Origin of the sequence: Glacieibacterium arshaanense, from assembly GCF_004681125.1 — a bacterium.
Lineage (GTDB): Bacteria > Pseudomonadota > Alphaproteobacteria > Sphingomonadales > Sphingomonadaceae > Polymorphobacter_A > Polymorphobacter_A arshaanense.
In genome coordinates this window covers 603421-626631 of record NZ_SIHO01000002.1, presented here as the reverse complement: position 1 = coordinate 626631, position 23211 = coordinate 603421, and the positions used below count along the sequence as shown (strand labels likewise).

The window sequence follows — 23211 nt, the reverse complement described above, 5'->3', positions numbered from 1 at the left end:
GAGTCTGTATCAAGTCAATTCTGAAAGGATACCCCCATGGCTGACGCTTATATCATCGACGCAGTCCGCACCCCCCGCGGCATCGGCAAGCCCGGCAAGGGCGCGCTGTCGCACCTGCACCCGCAGCACCTCGCCGCCACCGTGCTGAAGGCGCTCAAGGAGCGCAACCACCTCGACACCGCGACCGTCGATGACATCATCTGGTCGACGAGCACGCAAAAGGGCAAGCAGGGCGGCGACCTCGGTCGCATGGCCGCGCTCGATGCCGGCTATGACATCAAGGCCAGCGGCATGACGCTCGACCGCTTCTGCGGCGGCGGCATCACCAGCGTCAACCTCGCGACCGCTTCGGTCATGTCGGGCATGGAAGATTGCGTCATCGCCGGCGGCACCGAAATGATGTCGTACACCACCGCCATCGGCGCCGAAGAAATGGCTGCCGGCTTGAAGCCGCTCGGCATGGGGTCGGGCAACGCCCATCTGCAGAAGATCCACCCGCAGTCGCACCAGGGCGTTTGCGGCGACGCGATTGCCGCGATGGAAGGCATCACGCGCGAAGACCTCGATGCGCTGGGCCTCGAATCGCAGCGCCGCGCCGACATCGCCATCAAGGAAGGCCGCTTCGACAAGAGCCTGATCACCGTCTACAACGAAGACGGCTCGGTCGCGCTTGACCATGAAGAATTCCCGCGCCCGCAGACGACCGCCGAAGGCCTCGCCGGTCTGAAGGCCTCGTTCGATGTCGTCGCCGACATGTCGGTGCAGCCCGACGGCCAGACCTTCCGCCAGGCGATCAACGCCAAGTACCCCGATGTGAAGTTCCACAGCGTCCACCACGCCGGCAACAGCTCGGGCGTCGTCGATGGCGCCGCTGCCATCCTCATCACCTCGAAGGAATATGCCGACAAACACGGCCTCAAGCCGCGCGCCCGCATCGTGGCGACTGCCAACATGGGTGACTGCCCGACGCTGATGCTCAACGCACCGGTGCCGGCCGCCCGCAAGGTGCTCGCCAAGGCTGGGCTCACTGTCGATGATATCGACCTGTGGGAAGTCAACGAAGCCTTCGCCGTCGTCGCTGAAAAGTTCATCCGCGACCTCAAGCTCGACCGCAACAAGGTCAACGTCAACGGCGGTGCCTGCGCACTCGGTCACCCGATCGGCGCCACCGGTTCGATCCTGATCGGCACGGTGCTCGACGAACTCGAACGCCGTGGTCTCAAGCGCGGGCTGGTCACCATGTGCGCCGCCGGCGGCATGGCCCCCGCGATCATCATCGAGCGCGTCTAAGCCGATGCGTGCGCTGCTGGCGCTGCTGCTGATACTGGCAGCGCCGGCAGTCGCCGCGCCGACGTTGCTGCGCCCGGCGCAAGTCTGGGACGGTAACTCCATGCACCGCGACTGGGCGGTGCTGATCGACGGCGAGCGCATTGTCGCCGCCGGTCCGGCGCTCGCCGCGCCTGCGGGCGCCACCACCCTCGACTTGCCCGGCCAGACCTTGATGCCCGGCATGATCGAAGGCCATGCGCATCTGTTCCTGCACCCCTACAACGAAACCAGTTGGAACGATCAGGTTCTCCACGAACCGCTGGCGCTGCGTACCGTGCGCGCCACCAATGCCGCGCGCGTCACGTTGGAGGCCGGCTTCACCACCGTTCGCGACCTTGGCACCGAGGGTGCGGGTTATGCCGATGTCGGGCTGAAGGCCGCCATCGATCAAGGCCTGACCCCCGGCCCGCGCCTGCTCATCGCCACCCGCGCGCTGGTCGCCACCGGCAGCTATGGCCCCAAGGGCTTCGACCCCGGCGTCGATGTCCCGCAGGGTGCCGAAGAAGCCGACGGCGAAGCCTTGGTCACCGCCGCACGCAGCCAAATCGGCCGCGGTGCCGACGTCGTCAAACTCTATGCCGACTACCGCTGGCAGCCCGGCGAGCCGAGCCGTCCGACGTTTTCACAGGCCGAAATGGCCGCCGTTGTCGCTGCCGCGCATGATGCCGGCCGCAAGGTCGCCGCCCACGCCTACACCGCCGAAGCGATGCGCCGTGCGACGCTCGCCGGTGTCGACAGCATCGAGCATGGCGGCAACGGCACGCCGGAAGTCTTCAAGCTGATGGCGGCACACAATGTCACCTTCTGCCCGACGCTCGCGGCGTCCGACGCGGTGGCGCGCTACAAGGGCTGGAACGGCGCCGAACCCGCCCCCGACGCCGTCCGCGAAGCCCGCGCCGCACTCACCGCCGCGCGCGCCGCCGGTGTCACCATCTGCGTCGGCGGCGATGTCGGCGTTTACGCGCACGGAACCAACGCCCGCGAAGTCGAACTTCTGGTCGCGGCCGGGATGCCCACGCGCGACGCGCTGCACGCCGTCACCGCCGGCAACGCCGCCAGCTTCGGCGTTGGCGATAAGGTCGGCAGTATCGTGCCCGGCATGCTCGCCGATCTGGTCGCGGTCGAAGGCGACCCCACCACCGACATCACCGCGCTGCGACGCGTCCAGCTGGTCTACAAGGGCGGCATGCGCGTGCCGTTGCCGACGCGCTGAATCGCTCCGGCGTTACCGGCCCGGCTTGAACGTCGAACGCCCTGACCGGATCGCTTCAGGAATCACATCGAACAGTGCGCGGATGGCGGCGCCGTTGCCGCGCGCGATGTAGCCGATGCCGTCGCCGGCTTCGATGCGCGTGCCCGGATCGGGGCGGGTGATGACGCCGCCGCCCTTGCGTTCGATCTGCACGATGAAGAAGCTGCCGGCACCGCGGCGTTCGGCATCGGCGACGCGGGCACCGGTCAGTCCGCCGCCCTTGGGCACGGTGAGCATCTCGAATTCGAGGCCCATCGACTGCAGCAGCCGCTCGTTTTCGGCCATCGTGTCATTGCCGCGCACCAGCCCGCTGCTCGCCGCATACAGGATCATCTCGGCGATGCGTTCGGCGCCGATATGCGTCGGCAGCACGACGCGGTCGGCGCCGGCGTGGCGCAGTTTGCCCTCGGTCGTCGGCGCCTCGCCGCGCGCGATGATCTGGACGCGCGGGTTGAGGCTGCGCGCGCTCAGCGTGATGAAGACGTTCGCGGCGTCGTCGGGCAGCACCGTCGCCAGGACCTGCGCGCGGTTGATGCCTGCCGTCACCAGCGCCGCCTCGTCGGTAGCATCGGCAGCAATGCACAAATGCCCCGCTGCCTCGGCCTCGGCAATCTTGGCGGGGCTGCGCTCGATGACCACCAGGTCACGGCCGGCGGTCTTGAGCTCGTGCGCCAGCATCACCCCGATGCGGCCATAACCGGCGATGATGACATGCGCGTCGAGCGCCGCGATCGCGTTCTGCATGCGTCCTACTCCGAATAATGCGCGCAACTGCAGCGCGGTGAAAACCTGGATGAGCACGCTGGTGAGCAAGATCATGCCGGTGCAGCCGAACACCATCGTCGCCATCGTGACCGCGTGGAGATATTGCGTGTCGATCGGCCGGACCTCGCCGTAGCCGACGGTATAGATGGTCAGCACGACCATGTAGCTCGCGTCGGCAAGGCTCCAGCCGGCGTGCATATAGCCCAAGGTCGACGCGACCATGACGACCGCAACGAACCCCAGGATCACGACTAGGTTGCGGACGGGCGAACCGAGCGCATCCGCCGCATTGCTCGACATCGGGCGCATCACGGCTTTTTGCACTGCAGCATAAGCGCTGTCCAGTGCGGCGATGTATCGCTGGCGTTCGCGACCCGTAGCCAGCACGCCGCGAACCGGCTAGCACCGCGCGCATGACCTTGCCGACCGCCCGTTTCATGCTGTTCGCCGCCCTCACCGCCGCCGTGCCGGCGCACGCGTCGTCCGAACCCGATACCGCCCCTGACACCATCATCGTCACCGGCCGCGGCCTCGCCGCGCCCGCCGGTGCCGCCGCCTATGCCAGTGTCACCATCGGCCGCGAGCGGCTGGCCAATGACGCCAGCGCGCGGCTCGAGGACGTGCTGCGCGACGTCGCCGGCTTCCAGCAATTCCGCCGCACCGACAGTCGCTCGGCGAACCCGACCAGCCAGGGCGCGACGCTGCGGTCGATCGGCGGCAACGCCTCGTCGCGGGCGCTGGTGCTTTTGGACGGCGTGCCCGTCGCCGACCCGTTCGCCAGCTTCATCCCATGGAGCGCGCTGGCGCCTGCGGGCCTAAGCGCGGTGCGCGTCACCCGCGGCGGCGGCGCCGGGCCGTTCGGCGCCGGCGCCGTCGCCGGCACCATCGAACTGTTCAGCGCCGGGCCGGGCGAGCTGCCGGGCTTCGCCGCCAATTTCGCCTATGGCAGCTACGGTGCCACCGAACTCAGCGCGCAGGCCGCATCGAACCTCGGCGAAGGCTTCGCCAGCATCGCCGCCAACTGGGACCGCGGCGACGGCTATATCCTGATTCCCGCCAACCAGGCCGGCCCCGTCGATGTGCCGGCATGGTACGACAGCAAGAACATCGCGCTGCGCTTCATCGTGCCGGCGGGCGAGACCACCGAACTCCAGGTCGGCGCGCGCGGCTTCACCGACAACCGGCTGCGCGGCATCGAAGGCACCGAGTCGACCAGCAAGGGCGCCGACGCCAGCGTCCGGCTGATCGGCCGCGGGCGCTGGGGCTATGAAGTGCTCGGCTATGTCCAGGCGCGGCAGTTCAGCTCGGGCTTCGTCTCGGTCAACGCCAGCCGCACCATCGCGACGCCGTCGCTCGACCAGTTCAGCACGCCCGCCAACGGCTACGGTGCCAAGGTCGAATTGCGCCCGCCGGTGGGTGCGAACCAGACGCTGCAGATCGGCGCCGACTTCCGCATCAACAGCGGCACCGACAACGAGAAATTCCGCTACCAGCTCGGCCGCTTCACGCGGCTGCGCGACGCCGGCGGCCAGACGCGCTCGGCAGGCATCTATGTCGAAGACAGCTGGAACGCCACCGAACAGCTGCTGCTCACCGGCGGCGCGCGGCTCGACAGCTGGCGCATTTCAGACGGCCATCTGCTCGAACGCGACCTGCAGACCGGCACGCCGACGCTGACCGAAATCTACCCCGACCGTTCGGGCACGTTGCCCACCGCGCGTGCCGGGCTGGTGTGGACGCCGCTGCCGCCGCTCGACCTGCGCGGTGCCGCCTATATCGGCTTCCGGCTGCCGACGCCGAACGAACTCTACCGGCCCTTCCGCGTTGGCAATGACGCCACCGCCGCCAACGCCGCGCTCGACCCTGAAAAGCTGCGTGGCGCCGAAATCGGCGTCGACTGGGCACCGCTGCCCACCGCCAAGCTCAGCGTCACCGGCTATTGGAACAAGCTCGCGGGCGCGATCACCAACGTCACGCAGGGCTTCGGCCCCGGCGTCTTCCCGCAAGTCGGCTTCGTCGCGGCGGGCGGTGCCTACCGCGTCCGCGAAAACATCGATGCGATCACCGTCTGGGGGCTTGAGGCCAACGCCAACCTGACGCTCGGCGACTGGAGCGCGCAAGGCTCGCTGTCCTGGGCCGACCCAAAGGTCGAAGCCAGCGGCGTGGCAGCGGCGCTAAACGGCCTGCGCCCCGCCAACGCGCCGGTATGGATGGCCAGCGGCACGCTCGGTTGGAGCCATGCCGGCATCAACGCCAGCGCGACCTTGCGCTATGTCGGCGAGCAGTTCGACGACGACCTCAACCAGCGCCCGCTACCGCCCGCCACGACGTTCGACGCCGCCGTCACCGTGCCGCTGCGCTACGGCCTCGCCGCCACCGCCCGCGTCGAAAACCTGTTCGACGAACTCGTCGTGTCGGGCATCTCCAGCACAGGCACTATCGACCGCGCCACCCCGCAGACGTTCTGGATCGGGCTAAGCTGGACGCGCGACTAGCGCGGTGTGGCGCGCGCTGCCGCGAGCGCCGGCACCAGTCTGTCGCGCCAGACGCGGTAGCCGGCCTCGCTCGGGTGCAGGCCGTCGTTGAACAGCTTGGTTTGCTGCAGCCCCGCCGTATCAACGAACGCCGGATACAGGTCGAGCCAGACGACATAGGTGTTGAATGGCGGCGACTTCGCCAACGCCGCGAGCTTCGCGTTGATCGGCTGGACGAGGTCGCGGTTCTTGACCGGGTCATTCGTAGGCAGCAGCGATTGCAACAGGATGCGCGTGCCAGGCTTGCGCGCGTGCACCGCCTCGACCACCGTCTTGACGCCGGCGAAGATGCTGTCGACCGCGGGGTTTTCGGCATCGAAGCTGTTGTTGATGCCGAGCATCAGCACGACGAAATCGGGGTTGAGATCGGCGCGGTCAAGCTCACCCTTGCCACCCGCCGACGCCGGCAGCAGCCGGAACAGCACATGTTCGATGCGGTCGCCCGACACGCCGAGGTTGATCGCGGTGTTGGCCGGCACCGCGCCGCCGAAGCTTTCGTCCCAAACGGCGCGGCCGCAATACAGCCCCTTGAACCACGGGTTTTCGCCAAGGTGCCAGAAATCGGTGATCGAATCGCCCAGAAACACCAGCTTCACCGCTGACAGGTCCTTGGTGTCCGCCAGCATCGCGGTGATGTCGGCCTCGCGCTTCTGCCAGTAATCGACGCGCGCTGTCGGTACGGTGGAGGCGAACTCTGCCGCCGCTGCACTGCCGCCCACACCCAGCGCCAGCACCGCCGCCAACAGCCACTTTTGCAATCGCATCCTCAATCCCCCGCCCATATGATTTGTCAGCATAGCACTGGAGCCGCCCGCCTGAACCCACTAAGACGTGCGGCATTGATTTGCCGAGGATTCCCCCATGCTCGATACGACCGCCGAACGCACCCGCCTTGCTCTCCAGCGCCCCGACCTGCTGCGCGAAGCCGCGTGGGTGAACGGTGAGTGGGTGACCGCGACCGAAACCATCACCGTCACCAACCCCGCTAATGGCCGGCCGATCGGCACGATCCCGGCACTGGGTGCAGCGGAAACCGAAGCCGCCGTCGCTGCAGCCGCCGCCGCCTTCCCGGCCTGGGCCGCCATGACCGCCAAGGCGCGCGGCGACATCCTCAAGCGCTGGCACGCGCTGATGATGGCCAACGCCAGCGACCTCGCGCGCCTGATGACCGCCGAACAGGGCAAGCCGCTCGCCGAGGCCACCGGCGAAATCGGCTATGCCGCGTCGTTCCTCGAATGGTTCGCCGAAGAAGGCCGCCGCGCTTACGGCGAAATCATCCCCGGCCACTTCCCCGACCGCCGGCTGAGCGTGCTGCGCCAACCGGTCGGCGTCGTCGCTGCCGTCACGCCGTGGAACTTCCCCGCCGCGATGATCACCCGCAAGGTCGGCCCGGCGCTCGCTGCCGGCTGCACCGTGGTGCTGAAGCCCAGCGAGCTGACGCCGTTTTCGGCACTGGCACTCGCGGTGCTCGCCGCGGAGGCCGGCGTCCCGGCGGGCGTGTTCAACATCGTCACCGGTCATGCCCCGCCGATCGGCGAGGTGTTGACCACCGACCCGCGCGTCCGCAAATTCACCTTCACCGGCTCGACCGCGGTCGGCAAGATGCTGGCGGCCAAGTGCATGGGCACCGTCAAGAAAGTCTCGCTCGAACTCGGCGGCAACGCGCCGTTCATCGTCTTCGATGATGCCGACCTCGACGCCGCCGTCGAAGGCGCGCTGGTCTCCAAGTTCCGCAACACCGGCCAGACCTGCGTCTGCGCCAACCGCTTCTACGTCCAGGCCGGCATCCACGACGCCTTCGCCGCCAAGCTCGCCGCGCGCGCCGCCGCAATGAAGGCCGGCGACGGCCTCGACGGCCCGACCGAACAAGGCCCGCTGATCGACGGTCGCGCCGTCAAAAAGGCCGCCGCCCACGTCGCCGACGCCCTCGCCGGCGGCGCGACGCTGGTCACCGGCGGCAAGGCCACCACCGGCGACTTCTTCGAAGCAACCGTGCTCACCGGCGTCGCCGCCGACGCGCTGCTGACCCGCGAGGAAACTTTCGGGCCGGTCGCCGGCATCGTCAAATTCGACACCGAAGCGCAAGCCATCGATTACGCCAACCGCGGCCAGGCCGGGCTCGCCGCCTACCTCTATACCCGCGACGCCGACCGCATGACTCGCGTCTCCGAAGCGCTCGAATACGGCATGGTCGGCATCAACACCGGCCTGATCTCGACCGAAGTCGGCCCGTTCGGCGGCTGGCGCGAAAGCGGCCTCGGCCGCGAAGGCTCGCGCCACGGGCTGGAGGAATATCTGGAGATGAAGTTCCTCGTGCGGCAGGTGGCGAGCGCCTAGAGATTCAAAGAGCCTCCGGCGGGCAGGCCTCAGGCCTGCACCAATAGTTTGCGGGCGCCCCACATGCGCCGACGTAGGTTCCGGTGGCGCCGACCCAAACCTATGGTGCAGGCCTGAGGCCTGCCCGCCGGAGGCCCTTGGTCTTCAACCCCGTCAGCCGGTGCGCGCGGTCAATGCTCACCACATAATCCGCGCGGCGCGGTAGCGAGCGCCGCATCGCGCGTGACAGGCGTTCGTAGTGCGCCATGAAGTCGGCGACTTCCGCCATGCTCATGCCGCGGCCGGTGGCGGCGCGCAGTTCGGCTTCCTGTTGTTGGCGCCACGCCAGCGCGGTCGCATAGGCCGGCGTTTGCAGCCAGACCAGCGCGTCGGCCTTTGCGAACAGCGGTACATAGTCAGCCGCCAGTCGCGCGTTGACCCAGCGTCGCCAGATGCCGTGCGGGTCGGCTTGTGCTTCCAGCGCGTTGACCGGTCGCGCCAGTGCGGCAGCGCTTTGTGGCCGCGCGCCGATGCACCAGCCTTCAAACAGCAGCACATCGACCGGCGCGTCGACAATCCGCGGTTCCGCCGCGCGGTCATCGCGGCTCTTGTCGAATACCGGCAGCGCGACCGGCGCGTCGCCGTGCAGCAGTGCGTCGATCAGCTTGTGCCCCAGCGCCACGTCATGCGTGCCGGGCACGCCGCGCGTTGCCAGCAGCGGGTGGACCTGCTGCGCCAGCGCCGCGCGCGTCGCCTTGGGCAGATACAGGTCATCGAGCCCAAGCACCGCGACGCGCAACCCGACGCCGCCCTGCAACCGTGTCGCCAGCGCCGCCGCGAGCGTCGACTTGCCGCTCCCTTGCGGCCCGGCGATGCCGATCAGCTGTGCCCGCCCCGCACGGCGACGTGCCGCGAGTGCCGTCGCCAGCATCTCCACCACGTCGATTTCAGGCTGCGTTTCGGCCACCGCCATTGTCCCCATTTTGCCGCGCCGCACCCTATACAAGCCGCACGCCTTGGTCATAATGACCGTGCATCAAGTCCGGGGAAAGCCACCATGTCCGATACCGTCACGCCGTTCACGCTCGCTGTCCCGCAGGCGCAGCTCGATGACCTTGCGGCGCGGCTGGCGGCGACGCGCTGGCCCGAAAAGGAAACCGTGGCCGACTGGACGCAGGGCAGCCCGCTCGCCAAGGTCCAGGCGCTCGTCGAGCATTGGCGCACCCGCTACGACTGGCGCGCCTGCGAGGCGCGGCTTAACGCGCTCGGCCAGTTCAAGACCAACATCGACGGGCTCGACATCCACTTCCTCCATGTGCGCTCGAAGCATCCGGACGCGCTGCCGCTGATCGTCACGCACGGCTGGCCGGGGTCGGTGATCGAGTTCATGAAGGTCATCGGGCCGCTGACCGACCCGACCGCGCACGGCGGCAAGGCCGAAGACGCCTTCCATGTCGTCATGCCGTCGCTGCCGGGCTTCGGCTTTTCGGGCAAGCCGACGCAGACCGGCTGGGGCGTGCCGCATATTGCGATGAGCTGGATCAAGCTGATGGAGCGGCTCGGCTACACACGCTGGGTGGCGCAGGGTGGCGACTGGGGCGCCGCCGTCACCACCGCAATCGGCGTCATCAAGCCGCCGGCGTGCGCGGCCATCCACGTCAACATGCCGCTGATTTTCCCCGGACCCGAAGACATGGCCGACCTGACGCCGATGGAGGCCAGCGCCGTCGCCGGGCTCCAGCATTATCAGGAGTGGGATTCGGGTTATTCGAAGCAGCAGGGCACGCGGCCGCAGACGCTCGGCTACGCGCTGGTCGACTCCCCCGCCGGCCAGGCGGCGTGGATCTACGAGAAGATGTGGGCGTGGACCGACAACCAGGGCAACCCCGAAGACGCGCTGACGATGGACGAAATGCTCGACAACATCATGCTCTACTGGCTGCCCGCGACCGGCGCGTCATCGGGGCGGCTATACTGGGAAAGCTTCGGCAGCTTCGGCTCGCAGCAGCTCGACCTGCCGGTGGGCGTCAGCATCTACCCCAAGGAAATCTTCCGCTCGTCGCGGCGCTGGGGCGAACGCCACATGTCGAACATCATCCACTGGAACGAAATGCCCAAGGGCGGGCATTTCGCGGCATGGGAGCAGCCGGCGCTATACGTTGGCGAGATCCGCGACTGTTTCCGGCAGGTGCGCTAGCCCGCCTTCTTCGCCGCAATCCAGTCATCAACGCGGCGTTCGAGGATCGGCAACGGCTGTGACCCCGACGCAATCAGCAGGTCGTGGAAGCCCTTGATATCGAACTTCGGCCCAAGCTCGGCCTCGGCCCGCTGCCGCAGCTCCATGATCTTCAACATGCCGATCTTGTAGCCGGTCGCCTGCCCCGGCAGCGTGATGTAGCGGCGGACTTCGGAGCGCGACGCTTCGGGTGACTGGCGGCCGGTCTTGATCATGTAGGCGACCGCCTCGTCCTCGGTCCAGCCGCGCGCGTGGATGCCGGTGTCGGTGACCAGTCGCGCGGCGCGGAACAGTTCGGCGTCGAGCCGCATGAAGTCGCTGGCGGTATCGGGGTAAGCACCGATTTCCTTGCACAGCGCCTCGGCATACAGCCCCCAGCCTTCGCCGAACGCGACATAGCCCGTCACCTTGCGGAACTTCGGCCCGCCGCTCTGCCGCACCTGGATGTCGCCCTGCATGACATGGCCCGGCACGCCTTCGTGGCACATCAGGTCGATGGTTTCGGCGGGGTCCTTGGTATCGCCGACGAGGTGGAGATAGACGCGGCCGGGCCGCGCACCGTCGGGGCTGGGTGGTGCTGCGTGCGCGGCGCCACCGGCGACTTCGCTGAACGCCGGTTCGCGCACGACCTCCATCTTGTACGCCGGCAGCGTGCCGAAATAGGGCGCGAGCAGCGTACGGTTGCGCGCGACAGCGGCGTTCGACGCGGCGAGATATTCGGCGCGCGCCGCATCGTCATACGGCCGCGGCGGGAACAGCCGGGCGCGCTCTGCGTAATAGGCCTCGCGGTCCTTGAAGCCGTCCTTGCGCGCCAGCGCATCCTGTTCGGCCTCGATCCGCGCGACTTCCTTCAGGCCGATGGCATAGATCTGGTCGGCGGTCAGGTCGGTCGTCGTGTTGAGCCGCAGTTCATTGGCGTAATAGGCCGCGCCGCCGGGCAGCGAGATCGCGCCGACGCGGCCACTCGGCGCGGTCGGCAGGTCGGCGCGCGCCCAGGCGATGACGCGTTCATAGGCGGGCTTGATGCCGAGCAGCGCAGTGCGCGCTTCGCCGAGCAGCGCGTCGGCTTCGGCGCGCGGCAGCTTGCCGGCTTTGACCAGCGCCTCGGTCTTGGCGTTGACATCGGCCCATAGCGGCGAGTCTGGACCCGGCCCGAACGGCGCGCCGGTGATGAGCGTCTCGCTGCCGGCGATGATGCGTTCGATCTGGAACTTCGGCGCGCGTATCCCCGCGGCGTCGCTGACCTTGCTGCGTGCGATGGCAGTGTCGAGCACCGCCGGCAGCCCGCGCAGCCGGGCGATATAGTTCTTCAAGTCGACGGTATCGGCGACGGCGTGGGTGTTGACCAGAAAATCGGGCAACTGGCTGTGTGCCGAATAGAGGAACGAATAGAAGGGCGGGCGATAGATGCGGTTGGCCTGCGCCAACGCCGCGCGGTCGGCCTCGAGCGCCCAGATGTCGTAATTGACGCGCGCTTCGGGCGACAGCTTCTCACGGTCGAACTGCGCCTTCATCCGCGCCACGCTGGCGTTGCGCCACGCCAGTTGCTGCGCGGCGGCGGCTTCGCTGATGTCGTTCCAGCGGTCACCGCCAGCCTTGATGCCGAGCCGTGTCGCGAGCTGTGGCTGCTGCTTGACCCATTCGGCGAACTCGGCGTCGAGGAACGCCGTCAGCCGCGCATCCTCGCTGGCAGTGGCTGCAGAAACGGGCGCCGCGGCGCCGGCGCTCGTGGCAGGCAGCATCAGCCCCGCCATCACTGCTGCCACGCCGATTTTGAAGCTGATTTTCATGCTGATTCCCTGTTGGTTGCAGCAACCATAGGCGTTGGCCAAATCGCGGTGAAGCCCTTCTTCGCGGCTGGCCGAATTCGCTGGTGCTGCTAAGCTTATGGCATGGAAACCCGCGTCACCGTCATCAGCGACACGCACTGCCGGCACGGCGAATTCGACCTGCCGGCGGGCGACTTGCTGATCCATTGCGGCGACATGTTCGACCTGTTCAGCAAGCCGCCGCAGCGCCTGTTCGGCCGGACGCCGGACCGTATCGCGGAAATCGATGCGTGGTTCGGGCGGCAGCGTTTCGACCGGATATTGTGCATCGGCGGCAACCATGACCGCGAGCTTGAAGCGGCGCTGGGGCGCCAGCCGCAACCGTTCCGCAATGCGCATTTCCTGCACGACGAGACGGTCGAGTTTCGCGGGCTGAAAATCCACGGCGCGTCATGGGTACCGTTTCTGCCGCGCCATGCCTTCTTCAAGGGGCCGGCAGGGCTCGCCGATGCCTGGGCGAAAGCTCCACCGGGCATCGACATTCTGGTCACGCACACGCCGCCGCAAGGCATCCTCGACGCCGCGCGCAGCGGCAAGTCGTTGGGGTGCCCGGCGCTCGCCGATGAACTGCCGCGCATCGCGCCGCGCGTGCACTGCTTCGGCCATGTGCACGCCAGCGCCGGCCAGCGCAAAATCGGCGAAACGCTGTTCATCAACGCCGCGTCGATTGAAAGCGGCACCGGCAAAATGCTGCCGCCTGTCAGCTTCATACTGACCTCACGCCTCGGCTGAGCCCGCCAAAATCCGGGTGCAGGGCCAAGGCTCTGCCCGCCGGAGGCTCTACCTCCTCAATGCCGCGGCACGCGGTCACGGATGCGGTCGAACCCGGCCTTGATGTTGGCGAAGCGCGCCTCGACCGCCGGCTCGAACTGCGTGTCGGTGAAGATGTAGGGCCAGTCGTTCTCGATGCCTTCGCGCACCAGCTCACCGACATAGAGCGGGTCGATGCCGGCTTCGAGCGCGCTTGAAAACGCCTTGATGAAGTCGGCGATCGGGCCTTCGGTCGGCGGTGCCACGACCTTGACATCGAAGCGCGACGGGATGTTGCGCGTCGAATTCATGATGTTGGTGCGGATGAGGCCGGGGCACAGCACCGACACACCGATGCCGCGCTCCGCCAGCGTGATGCGCAGCCCTTCGGACAGCGCAACGACGGCGTATTTGGTCGCGTCATAGGCGGGGTTCGTGGCGGCGACCAAGCCGGCAATCGACGCGGTCGAAACAATGTGCCCGCCCGGCCCCTGGCGCTCGATCAGCGGCCCGAAAATCTCGAAGCCCCAGACCACCGACAGCAGGTTGACGCCGATGACCCAGTTCCAGCCGCCATCGCTCCACGTGCCGTAGTTGCCACCGCCGCCGACGCCGGCGTTGTTGACCAGAATATCGACGCGGCCGAAGCGCGCCATCGTCGCATCGGCGCCGGTCTGCAGCGCTTCCTTGAGCGACACGTCGGCGACGACGCCCTCGACATCGGCGTTGGTGCGCTTCAATCCCGCCACCGCGGTGTCGAGCGCGTCCTTTTCGATATCGCACAGCATAACCTTGACCCCGGCCTGCGCCAGCGCGGTGGCAATCCCCAGCCCGATGCCCGACGCTGCGCCCGTGACGAACGCCACCTTGCCGACCAGATCCTTCATGCCCGTATAACTCCCCAATGCTGCATTATGCTGCGCAGCATAGTCGGGGCTGCCCCGCAAAATGCCAAGCGGTTTCGCAAGCGTCTGCGCGCTGGACGCGGCAGCGAAAATGCGGAACATGGCCGCTTGCATTCTTAGCGGAGACGAACATGACCAACATCCACCCCGACCAGTTCGAAGTGACGCGCTACACCCTGGTCGACCATGTCGCGACGATCACGCTCGACCGGCCGCATCGGCGCAACGCGCTCAACCCGCGCGCCTATGCGGAGCTCGAGGCGGCGTTCCTGCACGTCCAGTCCGACCCCGAAGTGCGCTGCGTCATCGTGACGGGGGCCGAAGCCAGCTTCTGTTCGGGCGAGGATGTCGTCGAGATGCTGACCGGCAAGGGCCCGACCAAGTCCGCGACGCTGCCGCGCGTGCGGATGCCGGCGACGCCCGCGGCGATGGCAGCGCTCAATTGCGACCGGCCGGTTATTGCCGCAGTCAACGGCCCGGCGGTCGGCTGGGGCATGGAGCTGTCGCTGTTCGCCGATATCCGCATCGCCGCCGACACCGCCAAGTTCGCCGAGCTGTTCATCAAGCGCGGGCTGATCGCCGACATCGGCGGCATGTGGCGGCTTCCCGCCATTGTCGGCCCGTCCAAGGCCGCCGAACTGCTGTTCACCGGCGATGTCATCGACGCCGCGGAAGCGCTGCGCATCGGGCTGGTCACCAAGGTTGTGCCGTTCGCCGATTTGATGGCGGAGGCGAACGCCATGGCCGCACGCATCGCCGCCAACCCGCCGCTGGCGCTGCGCTACATGAAGGAAGGCCTGCGCCGCACCAGCTACGGCGACCCCCACGACATCGGCGGCTGGGCCATCGAAACCATCTTCAAGCTGATGGGCACCGCCGATCACCGCGAAGGCGTCGCCAGCTTCATCGAAAAGCGCCCGGCGGTGTTTACGGGGAACTGAGCGGAGCCTCCACCGCGTCGCGCATCCGCATCGCGCGCCCAAACAACAGCAGCGCCCCGACCGTCAGCAGTGCCGCCATCACGAAGGCCGCGCCGGGCAGCTGGAACGGCGCGGCGGGTGCGGTGAAGAACGCGAACGCCTGCGTCATCACCAGCGGGCCAATGATGGTCGCGAGGCTGAACAGGCTGGCGACCGCGCCCTGCAACTCGCCCTGCCCCGTCTTCGCGGTCAGGTTCGACATCAGCCCCTGCAGCGACGGATAGACCACCCCCGACAGCGCCGCGACGAGGATGCCGGGGTACATCATCCACCCCGCGCCGGCGAAGGCGTAGGTCAGATAGCCGGCAATCGCGCTCAGCCCGCCGGCGACCACCAGCGTGCGCTCACCAAAACGCTGCACCAGCCGCCCCATCAGCAACCCCTGCACCAGGATCGAGCCGACGCCGACCGCCGCAAGACTGGTGCCGACCTGCGCCGGCGTCCAGCCGAAGCGGTAGATGGTGTAGAAACTCCAGGTCCCCTGCAGCGCCTGATGGCCGAGCACCCACAGGAATGTCGCGCTCGCCAGCGCCAGCACCACCGGCTGCGCGGCGCGCAGATGCAGCAGCGCACCCACCGGATTGGCGCGGCGCCACTCAAACGCCCGGCGGTGTTCGGCGTCGAGGCTTTCGGGCAGGATGAACCAGCCATAGGCGACGTTGAGCAACGCCAACCCGCCCGCCACGTAAAACGGCACGCGCAGTCCGTAGGTCGCCAGCATGCCGCCCAGCGCCGGCCCGAGGATGAACCCCAGCCCGAACGCCACGCCGATGCGGCCGAAGTTGGCGGCGCGCTTTTCCGGCGGCGAGACATCGGCGATATAGGCGTACGCGGTGTTGAACGACGCGCCGGTGATGCCCGCGACCAGCCGCCCGGCAAACAGCCATGCCAGCGTCGGCGCGAACCCCATCGCGAAATAATCAACGCTGAATGCCGCCAGCGACGCGAGCAGCACCGGTCGCCGCCCGAAGCGGTCCGACAGCGCCCCCATCACCGGCCCGAAGACGAACTGCATGACCGCATAGCCGAACATCAGCCAGCCGCTGATCTGCGCCGCACCTTCGATGCTGCGGCCGGTCAATTGCACGATCAGCCCCGGCAGCACCGGAATGACGATGCCGAAGCCGATGCTGTCGATCAGCACCGTCACCATGATGAAGGCAAGGCCGTGGTTTGTCCTGCTGGCCGCCATGAATTCCCCCGAAACGCCGCGCAAACCTAGCGCAGCTATCAAGCTGCCGCCACTGCGGTTAGAGTGGCGCTGAACCGGAGGGTCGCCGCCATCATCCTGATACCCATCCTGACGCTGGCGATGCTGCTGCTATTGCTGATCAAGTTCGGCCGTCGCAAACCCGCAGCCGCGTCCGAAACGCCGCCGGTCGCCGAACCCGACTCCGGGCTGCACCACAACTACGGGCTGCCAACGCTGCCCGGGGCGACCGATGGCGACTTCTTCGGCACCGCCGAACCCGATGACGGGGACTTCCGCAGCGGCGGCGGCAGCTTCGGCGGCGGCGGTGCCACCGGCGACTGGAGCGATGACGGCGACGGCGACGGCGACAGCGGCAGCGACGGCAGCAGCGACTAGCTCAGACGAGCGCGATCTTGCCGGTGCTGATGTCGTACATCGCGCCGACCAGCTTGATCTTCCCGGCCTTCTCAAGCTTGGCGAGCACCTCGCTGCGTTCGCGGATGGTGTCGATGACCATGCGGACATTGGTCACCGCCACGGCATCGACAAAGCCATAATTCTTGCCGCTGCGGTCGCCGCTGTACTCGGTCGCATCGACCGCCGATTTGAAGCGCGCCAGCAGCAGCGTCAGGTTGCCGAGCACGACATTGTCGATCGCGCCCTTGATCGCGCCGCACTTGGTGTGGCCCAGCACCATCACCACCTTGGCACCGGCCACCGCGCACGAAAACTCCATCGAGCCGAGGATGTCGTCGTTGACGGCATTGCCGGCGACGCGCGCGCTGAAGGTGTCGCCGATGCCGAGGTCGCAAATCGCCTCGACCGGCGCGCGTGAATCGATGCACGACAGCGTCACCGCCATCGGATACTGGCCCGACGCGCTCGACCGCATTTCGGCAAGAAAATCGCGCTGGCGGTGGACGCCCGACAGGAAACGCGCATTGCCGTCGAGCATCGCCTGCACGACCTGGTCGGGGGTCATCGCGTCGCGCTGCGCCTGCGTCAGCGACGCGGCGCGCGCGCCGTCGGCCCAGCCCAGTCCGCCGACCAAGGCCAGCCCGGCCGCCAGCCCGCCGCCGACCAGTCCGCGCCCGAGAAACCCGCGGCGATCCACGGCGCAGCAATCATCATGTCCGGTCATTTTTGCGTCCCCCAAGTCGTTGCGGCGACAAGTCTGACATGGCGCCAAATGGCTGGCAAGCCGCAGTGCGGTGGCGGGGCGGTGGCGGTCCGCGACGGCCGTGCTACAAGGGGAGGCAATGGAAAATGTCACGACAATCGATGCACGCGGCCTGCGCTGCCCGCTGCCGGTGCTGCGGCTGGCGGCAGCTGCGCGCGATGCCGCGCCAGGCCGCCGCTTCGACCTGATCGCCGATGACGCCGCCGCCGCGACCGACGTGCCGGCGTTCGTGCGCGAACGCGGCTGGGCAGCGCTCACCACCGCACCCGCCGCGCACGGCGCGACCTGCTACAGCATCACGGTGTAACCAAACCCCTCTTCTCCCCTCCCGGAACGGGAGGGGCGTCTCGCGGCACGCGAGCGGGGTGGGCTTCCTGCCCTCTCGAGGAAGAAGGAATAAGCACACCGCAAACGCGATTCTTCTTGACATTACGAACCTAATAGGTTATTAGATCAATCAAGGCGGCGAGGAATGGGAGTTCCTCGTCCAACCTGTCCGGGCTCACGATCGCCACTTGCGTACCCGGGCGTGACGTCTCACCGCCGCGCTTTTCAGCCCCGCGCTCTGTTAGATCGGGAACTTCAGCTCCAAGTGTTCCAAGGAGGACACCTCTACCCTAGTGCTAAACTTTGTACTGAAACCAGTGCTGACCCTAGTGCTGGCGGCGTAAGAAACCGCAAAAACGTCCTCCGCTACCGGCTATCCCGATCAACGTCACAAAGCCTGCCTCTTCCCGATGACCAAGCAACCCTCCCAAGGACGCCGTCATCGGGAAGAGGATTATCTCCACCGTGGCGGTGGGGGTCAGTACCCAAGGACGATGGACCGGGGCGGGGATATCCGCTGGCCGGAAATTCGTCGTGGGTGAGCGCCTTGCCTGAAACCGGCTCCACCAAACAAAAAACCCGCTCATCCCGAGCGAAGTCGAGGGACAAGCCCACGGTTGGGCATGTCCCTTGGCTTCGCTCGGGATGAGCGGGTTTGGATTCTTTTGAATGGCTCGAAAGCAGCGGGGTTGAAGGCCATTCGCGTCAAGCCAGCTGCGCGTGCAACCGGCGGTCCGCTCTACCCCTCCACCATGCGAAGAGCATGGTCCCCCTCCCCGAAGCCGGGGATGATCGAGAGTGGGCAGACCCGGGTCTCGCCGGGCCTGCCCAAATCAGCTCAATCGAAGCGCAGGCGCCCGTCGTCGAGATTGATTGCCGGGATCGAATCCTTCTCGGCCCAGTAATCCTGGCTGTGCTGCCATTCGGGCTTGTCGCCGCGCTTGGGCATCAGGTGCATGCCGCGCATCAGATAGCCGGGGTTGAAGTTTTCGGGGTCGATCCACGGCCCGAGCTTCATGTCCTTTTCATCGTCGCGCAGTTGCGGCACGACGCGCTTGGCACCGCGGCGGTCCATGTCATTGAGCAGCTTGCAGACGAAGTCGGCGACGAGTTCGGTGCGCAGCGTCCAGCTGGCGCGGAAATAGCCCATCACCCAGACGAGGTTGGGTACGCCGGTAAACATCATGCCGCGGTAGGTGACGGTGTCCGAAAACACCATCGGCTTGTTGTCGATGACAAAATCGATGTCGCCGAGCACGTTGAGGTTGAACCCCGTCGCGGTGACGATGATGTCGGCCTCAAGCTCCTTGCCCGACTTGAGCAGGATGCCCTTGGCCGTAAAGCGGTCGATCTCGTCGGTGACGACATCGGCCTTGCCGGCGTTGATGCCCTGGAACAGGTCGCCATCGGGAATGAAGGCGATGCGCTGGCGCCACGGCCGGTAGCTCGGCGTGAAGTCCTTTTCGACCGGATAGTCGGGCCCGAGGAAGGCGCGGACGCCGGCGAGCAATTCGTCGCGGACAGTGTCCGATTCCTCGATGGCGCGGCGGGTGAACACCGCCTGGTCATAGAGCACCTTGCGGCGGACGATTTCGTGGATCCACATCGGGTCGATGTCGAGTTCGACGAGCGTGTTGTAGAGCTCGTTCTCGTTGCGGCCGGGGATGAAATAGGTCGGTGAACGCTGCAGCAGCGTGACGTGTTCGCAGTCGCCGGCAATCGCCGGCACCAGCGTCGCGGCGGTCGCGCCCGAGCCGATGACCAGCACGCGCTTGCCCTTGTAGACGAGGTCTTCGGGCCAGGTCTGCGGGTGGACGATGGTGCCCTTATAGTCGCTCATGCCCGGCCAATCAGGGGTGTAGCCCTTGTTGTGGCGGTAATAGCCCTGGCACATGAACAGGAAGTTGGCGGTGAAGCGCAGCTTCTCGTCGGTGTCGGTGCGGACCGCGTCGATGGTCCAGAGGTTGTCCTTGCTCGACCATTCGGCGTGGACGATCTTGTGCTTGTAGCGGATGTGGCGCGCGAGGTCGTTCTCCTCGATGACCTCGCCCATGTACTTGTTGATCTCCTCGGCAGTGGCGATCGGCGCCGTCGTCCACGGCTTGAAGCGGTAGCCGAAGGTATACAGGTCGCTGTCCGAACGGATGCCGGGGTACTTGTGCGTCAGCCAGGTGCCGCCGTGGCTTTCGAGTGCCTCAAGCACCACGAACGACTTCTGCGGGCATTGCTGGCCGAGGTGATAGGCCGCGCCGACGCCCGAGATACCGGCCCCGACAATCAGCACGTCGAAGTGTTCGACGGCGGCGGTGGACGCGGGACGTGCGGCGGTGGTGGTTGCGGTCATGACAGTCTCCCCAGAGCTGGATTTAGAGATGTTGCTAGCGCCATCTGACGTGGCGATCTTTGATGCAAATCAACCTTGCCATCGCAGCCTGCCGCCAGCCCGTCAATTCGCCATATCGTTTCCGTCGGCGAAGCCTGGCTATCAGTTGATCAGCCGGCGGCGCTGGTTCTTGGTGAGTCGCGCCAGCGGATGGTGGCCGCCGGGGTTGTCGACCCAGCCGCTGACCTGCGGGCTGACCAGCGACCAGCGCACCGGCACGAACAGTGAGATCATCGGCGTGTCGATCAGCATCAGCGATTGGGCCTGGCCGAGCGCCTCGACGCGCTTGGGCGGATCCTTGACTGTGAGAGCCGCGGCGACCAGCGCGTCGGCGTCCTTGTTGCAATAGCCGCCGATGCGCGCCGCGCAGCCCAGCGGGGCCAGCAGCGCCCAGGGCGTATCGACCGGGCTGGCGCGTTCGACGACGGCGAGATCGAAGTCGCCAGCGGCCATGGCGCGGGTGTAGGCGGCATCGGGCTCGGCCAGCGTTTTGGTCTCGACACCAAGCGCCTGCCAATCCGCCGCCACTGCCGCCGCGACCACGGCATGGCCGCGCCCGGCGGGCAGTCGCAGGTTGACGGTGAGCGGGCGGTCGGGGCCGTAGCCGGCATCCGCCAGCAGCGCGCGCGCCGACGCCAGCCGCTCCTCGACCGACAAATGGCTCCAACTTGGCTGCACCGGCGCCGCGACCAGTGAGTCGGGCAGCAGCGCCGCCAGTGGTGGCACATCGTCGGCGGTGAACAGCCGGCGCACCAGCGCCTCGCGGTCGATTGCCATCGCCAGCGCCGTGCGCACCCGGACATCGGCGAGCGGCCCGCTGCGGACGTTGGCGACATAGCCATAGACACCGCGCACCGGCTCGACATGCAAGGTCGCCGGCTTGGTCAGCGCGCGCACCTCGCCGAGGCTACCGATGCCACCGCCGACCACGACATCGGTCGCGTCACGGGTGAAGCGCGCCACTGCCGCCGTCGGGTCGGCGGTCGCGGTCAGGTTGAGCGCACCGAGCTTGACGCTGTCTGCCGCGTGGAAATCGGGGTTGCGCTTGAACCGCTGCTGATCAGGCACGGCGGTTTCGCCGGTATCGCGCAGGAACGCCCCGTTGACCGGCGCATTGCCGCCGCTGCGCCGCACCGTCGCATCGGGCAGCGCCAGCAGCTGCAACAGCTCGGGCATTGGCGCCGACAGCCGAATCTCGACGATGTTGTTCACCGGCGCACTGATGCCGAGCGTCCGCGGCGCCAGCCGGCCAGAGGCAACCTGCGGGGCATTGACGATGCGCCCGAGCAGCGGCTTGAGCGTGCTGCGACTGGCGGGCGCCAGCAAGCGCTGGAATGACAGCACGACCTGTTCGGCAGTCACCGGGCGACCGTCGCTCCACTTGGCCGCGCGCAGCCGGAAGATGACGCTGAGCCCGTCATCGGCAATGCGCCAGCTCGTCGCCAGCCCCGGTACGGTCTGACCCGCGGCATCGAACTGCACCAGCCCCTGGCTGGTAACGTCGAGGGCCTGCTGCCGCATCAGCGTTTCGGCGCGGCCGCCGTCCCCGACGCTGTCAACGCGCAGTGTCGCGCCGCCGCCATCGCTGTCCGGCTTGCACGCGGCGAGACCCACCACCAGCGCCACAGCGAATGCGGCCCGAAGCACGCGATGGGATGGCAAGCTGGACATCCCGCCAATCTAGACAGCCGGCGCCGCACGGGCAACGCGCACTTGAAGCCTAAGGTGCGTGCCGCTAAGCCGGAGGCATGGATAGCCACAAGCAACCCGCCCGCGACGTCCTCGAACTGATCGGCAACACGCCGCTGGTGCGGCTGCGCGGGCCCAGCGAAGCGACCGGCTGCACCATCCTCGGCAAGTGCGAGTTCATGAACCCCGGTGGCTCGGTCAAGGACCGTGCGGCCGCGTTCATCGTCGCCGATGCCGAAGCCCGCGGCGCCCTGCTGCCCGGCGGCACGATTGTCGAAGGCACGGCGGGCAACACCGGCATCGGGCTGACCGTCGTCGCCAATGCCCGCGGCTACAAGACCATCATCGTCATGCCCGACACCCAGTCGCAGGAAAAGCAGCAGACGCTGCGCGCGCTTGGTGCCGAGCTCATTCTGGTCCCGGCGGCGCCATACAGCAACGCCGCGCACTACGTGCACACGTCGCGGCGCATTGCCGAGGAGACGCCGGGCGCGGTCTGGGCCAACCAGTTCGACAATATCGCCAATCGCCTCGCGCATCTGCGCACCACGGCGCCCGAGATCTGGGCGCAGACCGATGGCAACATCGATGGCTTCACCTGCGCCGTCGGCACCGGCGGCACGCTGACCGGCACCGGTATGGGCCTTAAGGAATTCAACCCCGATCTGGTGCTGGCGCTGACCGATCCCGAAGGCGCGGCACTGTACAATTGGTTCGCGCACGGCGAGCTACGGGCAGAGGGCAACTCGGTGTCCGAAGGCATCGGACAGAGCCGCATCACCGCCAACCTCGAAGGGCTGTCGGTGGACACCCAGTTCCGCGTGCCCGACACCGAAGCGCTGGGCTATGTCCATGATTTGCAACAACATGAAGGCCTGTGCCTGGGCCTTTCGTCGGGCATAAACGTTGCCGGTGCGGTACGGCTGGCGCGCGATATGGGCCCCGGGAAAACCATCGTCACCATCTTGTGCGACTCGGGTCTGCGCTACCTTTCGACGATCTACAATCCGGCCTGGTGCGCCGCCAAGGGACTGCCCGCGCCGCCATGGCTGCGCGACGCTTGAGGCACGTCCGATTTGTCATAAACCTGACATTAACCTATTCTGTGCCTATATAGGTGCATCCAAGGCGCGTCGCGCCGGGCAATTCACCCGGCATTTCACGTCGATTGTCACTGCGCACGCACAAGCGTTCGGTGCGCGCAGCGGCAGGCCAAAAGCCGGAGTAGAGTAGCATGCAACGCGTTCGAGTAGGCCTTACCGGGCTTGCCGCAATTTTCCTTCTCGTCATGATTGCCGCCGCGGGCCTGAAGCCTGCGGCCAAAACCGTCCAGCCACAAGGACAGGGCGAAACGCTTGCCGTGCTTGGTGTCGCGCCGAGTTCGGGTGACGCTGTCAAATCGGCGCAAACTACCACGACGACTCCCGAGCGCCGCCCCAGCAAGACCTGACAGCGGCCACGTTCAAATACCGCATCGATACCTAGTCTTCCCGAGCTCTCGCGCGGCCCGAAGTGCTGCGCGCGCGAATCAGCGGCCCACCAGC

The 23211-nt window shown here is 67.2% G+C and carries 20 protein-coding genes; 11 read left to right on the top strand and 9 right to left on the bottom strand.

The annotated features are described in order from the left end of the window. The first annotated feature begins 36 nt into the window (after positions 1 to 36). Together EUV02_RS09220 and EUV02_RS09215 are read left to right on the top strand one after the other, a co-directional pair. Complete coding sequence (locus EUV02_RS09220; protein WP_135245944.1) at positions 37 to 1290, top strand: acetyl-CoA C-acetyltransferase; 1254 nt, start codon at positions 37 to 39, stop codon at positions 1288 to 1290. Positions 1291 to 1294: 4 nt separating this feature from the next. Continuing rightward, positions 1295 to 2542, top strand: coding sequence for a metal-dependent hydrolase family protein (locus EUV02_RS09215; protein WP_135245943.1), 1248 nt, complete (start codon positions 1295 to 1297; stop codon positions 2540 to 2542). 12 nt (positions 2543 to 2554) lie between these two features. Here the strand turns inward: EUV02_RS09215 and EUV02_RS09210 are convergent, their stop codons facing one another. Continuing rightward, positions 2555 to 3733, bottom strand: coding sequence for a potassium channel family protein (locus EUV02_RS09210; RefSeq protein WP_243445840.1), 1179 nt, complete (start codon positions 3731 to 3733; stop codon positions 2555 to 2557). A gap of 26 nt (positions 3734 to 3759) precedes the next feature. On the opposite strand from EUV02_RS09210, the gene EUV02_RS09205 reads away from it, so the two are divergent. Continuing rightward, positions 3760 to 5841 (top strand): TonB-dependent receptor, encoded by a 2082-nt coding sequence (locus EUV02_RS09205; RefSeq protein WP_135245942.1) that lies wholly within the window; start codon positions 3760 to 3762, stop codon positions 5839 to 5841. Here the strand turns inward: EUV02_RS09205 and EUV02_RS09200 are convergent. Further along, a complete protein-coding gene (locus EUV02_RS09200; protein ID WP_166430578.1) occupies positions 5838 to 6644 on the bottom strand; it encodes a GDSL-type esterase/lipase family protein in 807 nt (268 codons plus the stop codon). The genes EUV02_RS09205 and EUV02_RS09200 overlap by 4 nt on opposite strands. Before the next feature lie 97 nt (positions 6645 to 6741). On the opposite strand from EUV02_RS09200, the gene EUV02_RS09195 reads away from it, so the two are divergent. After that, entirely contained in the window at positions 6742 to 8217 is a 1476-nt protein-coding gene (locus tag EUV02_RS09195; protein ID WP_135245940.1) for an NAD-dependent succinate-semialdehyde dehydrogenase, read from the top strand. A 100-nt stretch (positions 8218 to 8317) separates the two neighbouring features. Here the strand turns inward: EUV02_RS09195 and EUV02_RS09190 are convergent, their stop codons facing one another. Continuing rightward, positions 8318 to 9163: a kinase gene (locus EUV02_RS09190; protein WP_166430577.1), complete on the bottom strand. Its 846-nt coding sequence runs from the start codon at positions 9161 to 9163 to the stop codon at positions 8318 to 8320. A gap of 90 nt (positions 9164 to 9253) precedes the next feature. On the opposite strand from EUV02_RS09190, the gene EUV02_RS09185 reads away from it, so the two are divergent. Beyond that, positions 9254 to 10393, top strand: coding sequence for an epoxide hydrolase family protein (locus tag EUV02_RS09185; RefSeq protein WP_135245938.1), 1140 nt, complete (start codon positions 9254 to 9256; stop codon positions 10391 to 10393). Here EUV02_RS09185 and EUV02_RS09180 read toward each other — a convergent pair. Beyond that, positions 10390 to 12222: a DUF885 domain-containing protein gene (locus EUV02_RS09180; protein ID WP_135245937.1), complete on the bottom strand. Its 1833-nt coding sequence runs from the start codon at positions 12220 to 12222 to the stop codon at positions 10390 to 10392. The two genes, EUV02_RS09185 and EUV02_RS09180, sit on opposite strands and share 4 nt — an antisense overlap. Positions 12223 to 12324: 102 nt before the next feature. Here EUV02_RS09180 and EUV02_RS09175 point away from each other — a divergent pair, with 102 nt between their 5' ends. Next, positions 12325 to 12993: a metallophosphatase domain-containing protein gene (locus EUV02_RS09175; protein ID WP_135245936.1), complete on the top strand. Its 669-nt coding sequence runs from the start codon at positions 12325 to 12327 to the stop codon at positions 12991 to 12993. Positions 12994 to 13049: 56 nt separating this feature from the next. Here the strand turns inward: EUV02_RS09175 and EUV02_RS09170 are convergent, their stop codons facing one another. Further along, the gene (locus EUV02_RS09170) at positions 13050 to 13898 is read right to left on the bottom strand and encodes an SDR family NAD(P)-dependent oxidoreductase (protein ID WP_135245935.1); all 849 of its coding nucleotides are present in this window, start codon (positions 13896 to 13898) and stop codon (positions 13050 to 13052) included. Between the two features lie 149 nt (positions 13899 to 14047). On the opposite strand from EUV02_RS09170, the gene EUV02_RS09165 reads away from it, so the two are divergent. After that, complete coding sequence (locus EUV02_RS09165; protein WP_135245934.1) at positions 14048 to 14857, top strand: enoyl-CoA hydratase/isomerase family protein; 810 nt, start codon at positions 14048 to 14050, stop codon at positions 14855 to 14857. On the opposite strand, the gene EUV02_RS09160 is transcribed toward EUV02_RS09165, so the two are convergent. Further along, positions 14844 to 16088, bottom strand: a complete 1245-nt coding sequence (locus EUV02_RS09160) for a TCR/Tet family MFS transporter (protein WP_135245933.1) — start codon at positions 16086 to 16088, stop codon at positions 14844 to 14846. The two genes, EUV02_RS09165 and EUV02_RS09160, sit on opposite strands and share 14 nt — an antisense overlap. Before the next feature lie 63 nt (positions 16089 to 16151). Here EUV02_RS09160 and EUV02_RS09155 point away from each other — a divergent pair, with 63 nt between their 5' ends. Beyond that, positions 16152 to 16484 carry a hypothetical protein gene (locus EUV02_RS09155; RefSeq protein ID WP_135245932.1) on the top strand — a complete coding sequence of 111 codons (333 nt, stop codon included), beginning with the start codon at positions 16152 to 16154 and terminating at the stop codon, positions 16482 to 16484. 1 nt (position 16485) lies between these two features. Here the strand turns inward: EUV02_RS09155 and EUV02_RS09150 are convergent, their stop codons facing one another. Beyond that, positions 16486 to 17229, bottom strand: a complete 744-nt coding sequence (locus EUV02_RS09150) for a carbonic anhydrase family protein (protein WP_135245931.1) — start codon at positions 17227 to 17229, stop codon at positions 16486 to 16488. Positions 17230 to 17347: 118 nt separating this feature from the next. Between EUV02_RS09150 and EUV02_RS09145 the strand changes: the two genes are divergently transcribed. Continuing rightward, positions 17348 to 17575, top strand: a complete 228-nt coding sequence (locus tag EUV02_RS09145) for a sulfurtransferase TusA family protein (protein ID WP_135245930.1) — start codon at positions 17348 to 17350, stop codon at positions 17573 to 17575. Between the two features lie 858 nt (positions 17576 to 18433). Here EUV02_RS09145 and EUV02_RS09140 read toward each other — a convergent pair. After that, positions 18434 to 19939: a flavin-containing monooxygenase gene (locus EUV02_RS09140; RefSeq protein ID WP_135245929.1), complete on the bottom strand. Its 1506-nt coding sequence runs from the start codon at positions 19937 to 19939 to the stop codon at positions 18434 to 18436. A 141-nt stretch (positions 19940 to 20080) separates the two neighbouring features. Continuing rightward, complete coding sequence (locus EUV02_RS09135) at positions 20081 to 21625, bottom strand: peptide ABC transporter substrate-binding protein (RefSeq protein WP_166430576.1); 1545 nt, start codon at positions 21623 to 21625, stop codon at positions 20081 to 20083. Positions 21626 to 21726: 101 nt separating this feature from the next. Between EUV02_RS09135 and EUV02_RS09130 the strand changes: the two genes are divergently transcribed. Next, positions 21727 to 22731 carry a cysteine synthase A gene (locus EUV02_RS09130; RefSeq protein WP_135245927.1) on the top strand — a complete coding sequence of 335 codons (1005 nt, stop codon included), beginning with the start codon at positions 21727 to 21729 and terminating at the stop codon, positions 22729 to 22731. Positions 22732 to 22955: 224 nt separating this feature from the next. Then, the gene (locus tag EUV02_RS09125) at positions 22956 to 23117 is read left to right on the top strand and encodes a hypothetical protein (protein ID WP_243445839.1); all 162 of its coding nucleotides are present in this window, start codon (positions 22956 to 22958) and stop codon (positions 23115 to 23117) included. Positions 23118 to 23211 lie beyond the last annotated feature (94 nt).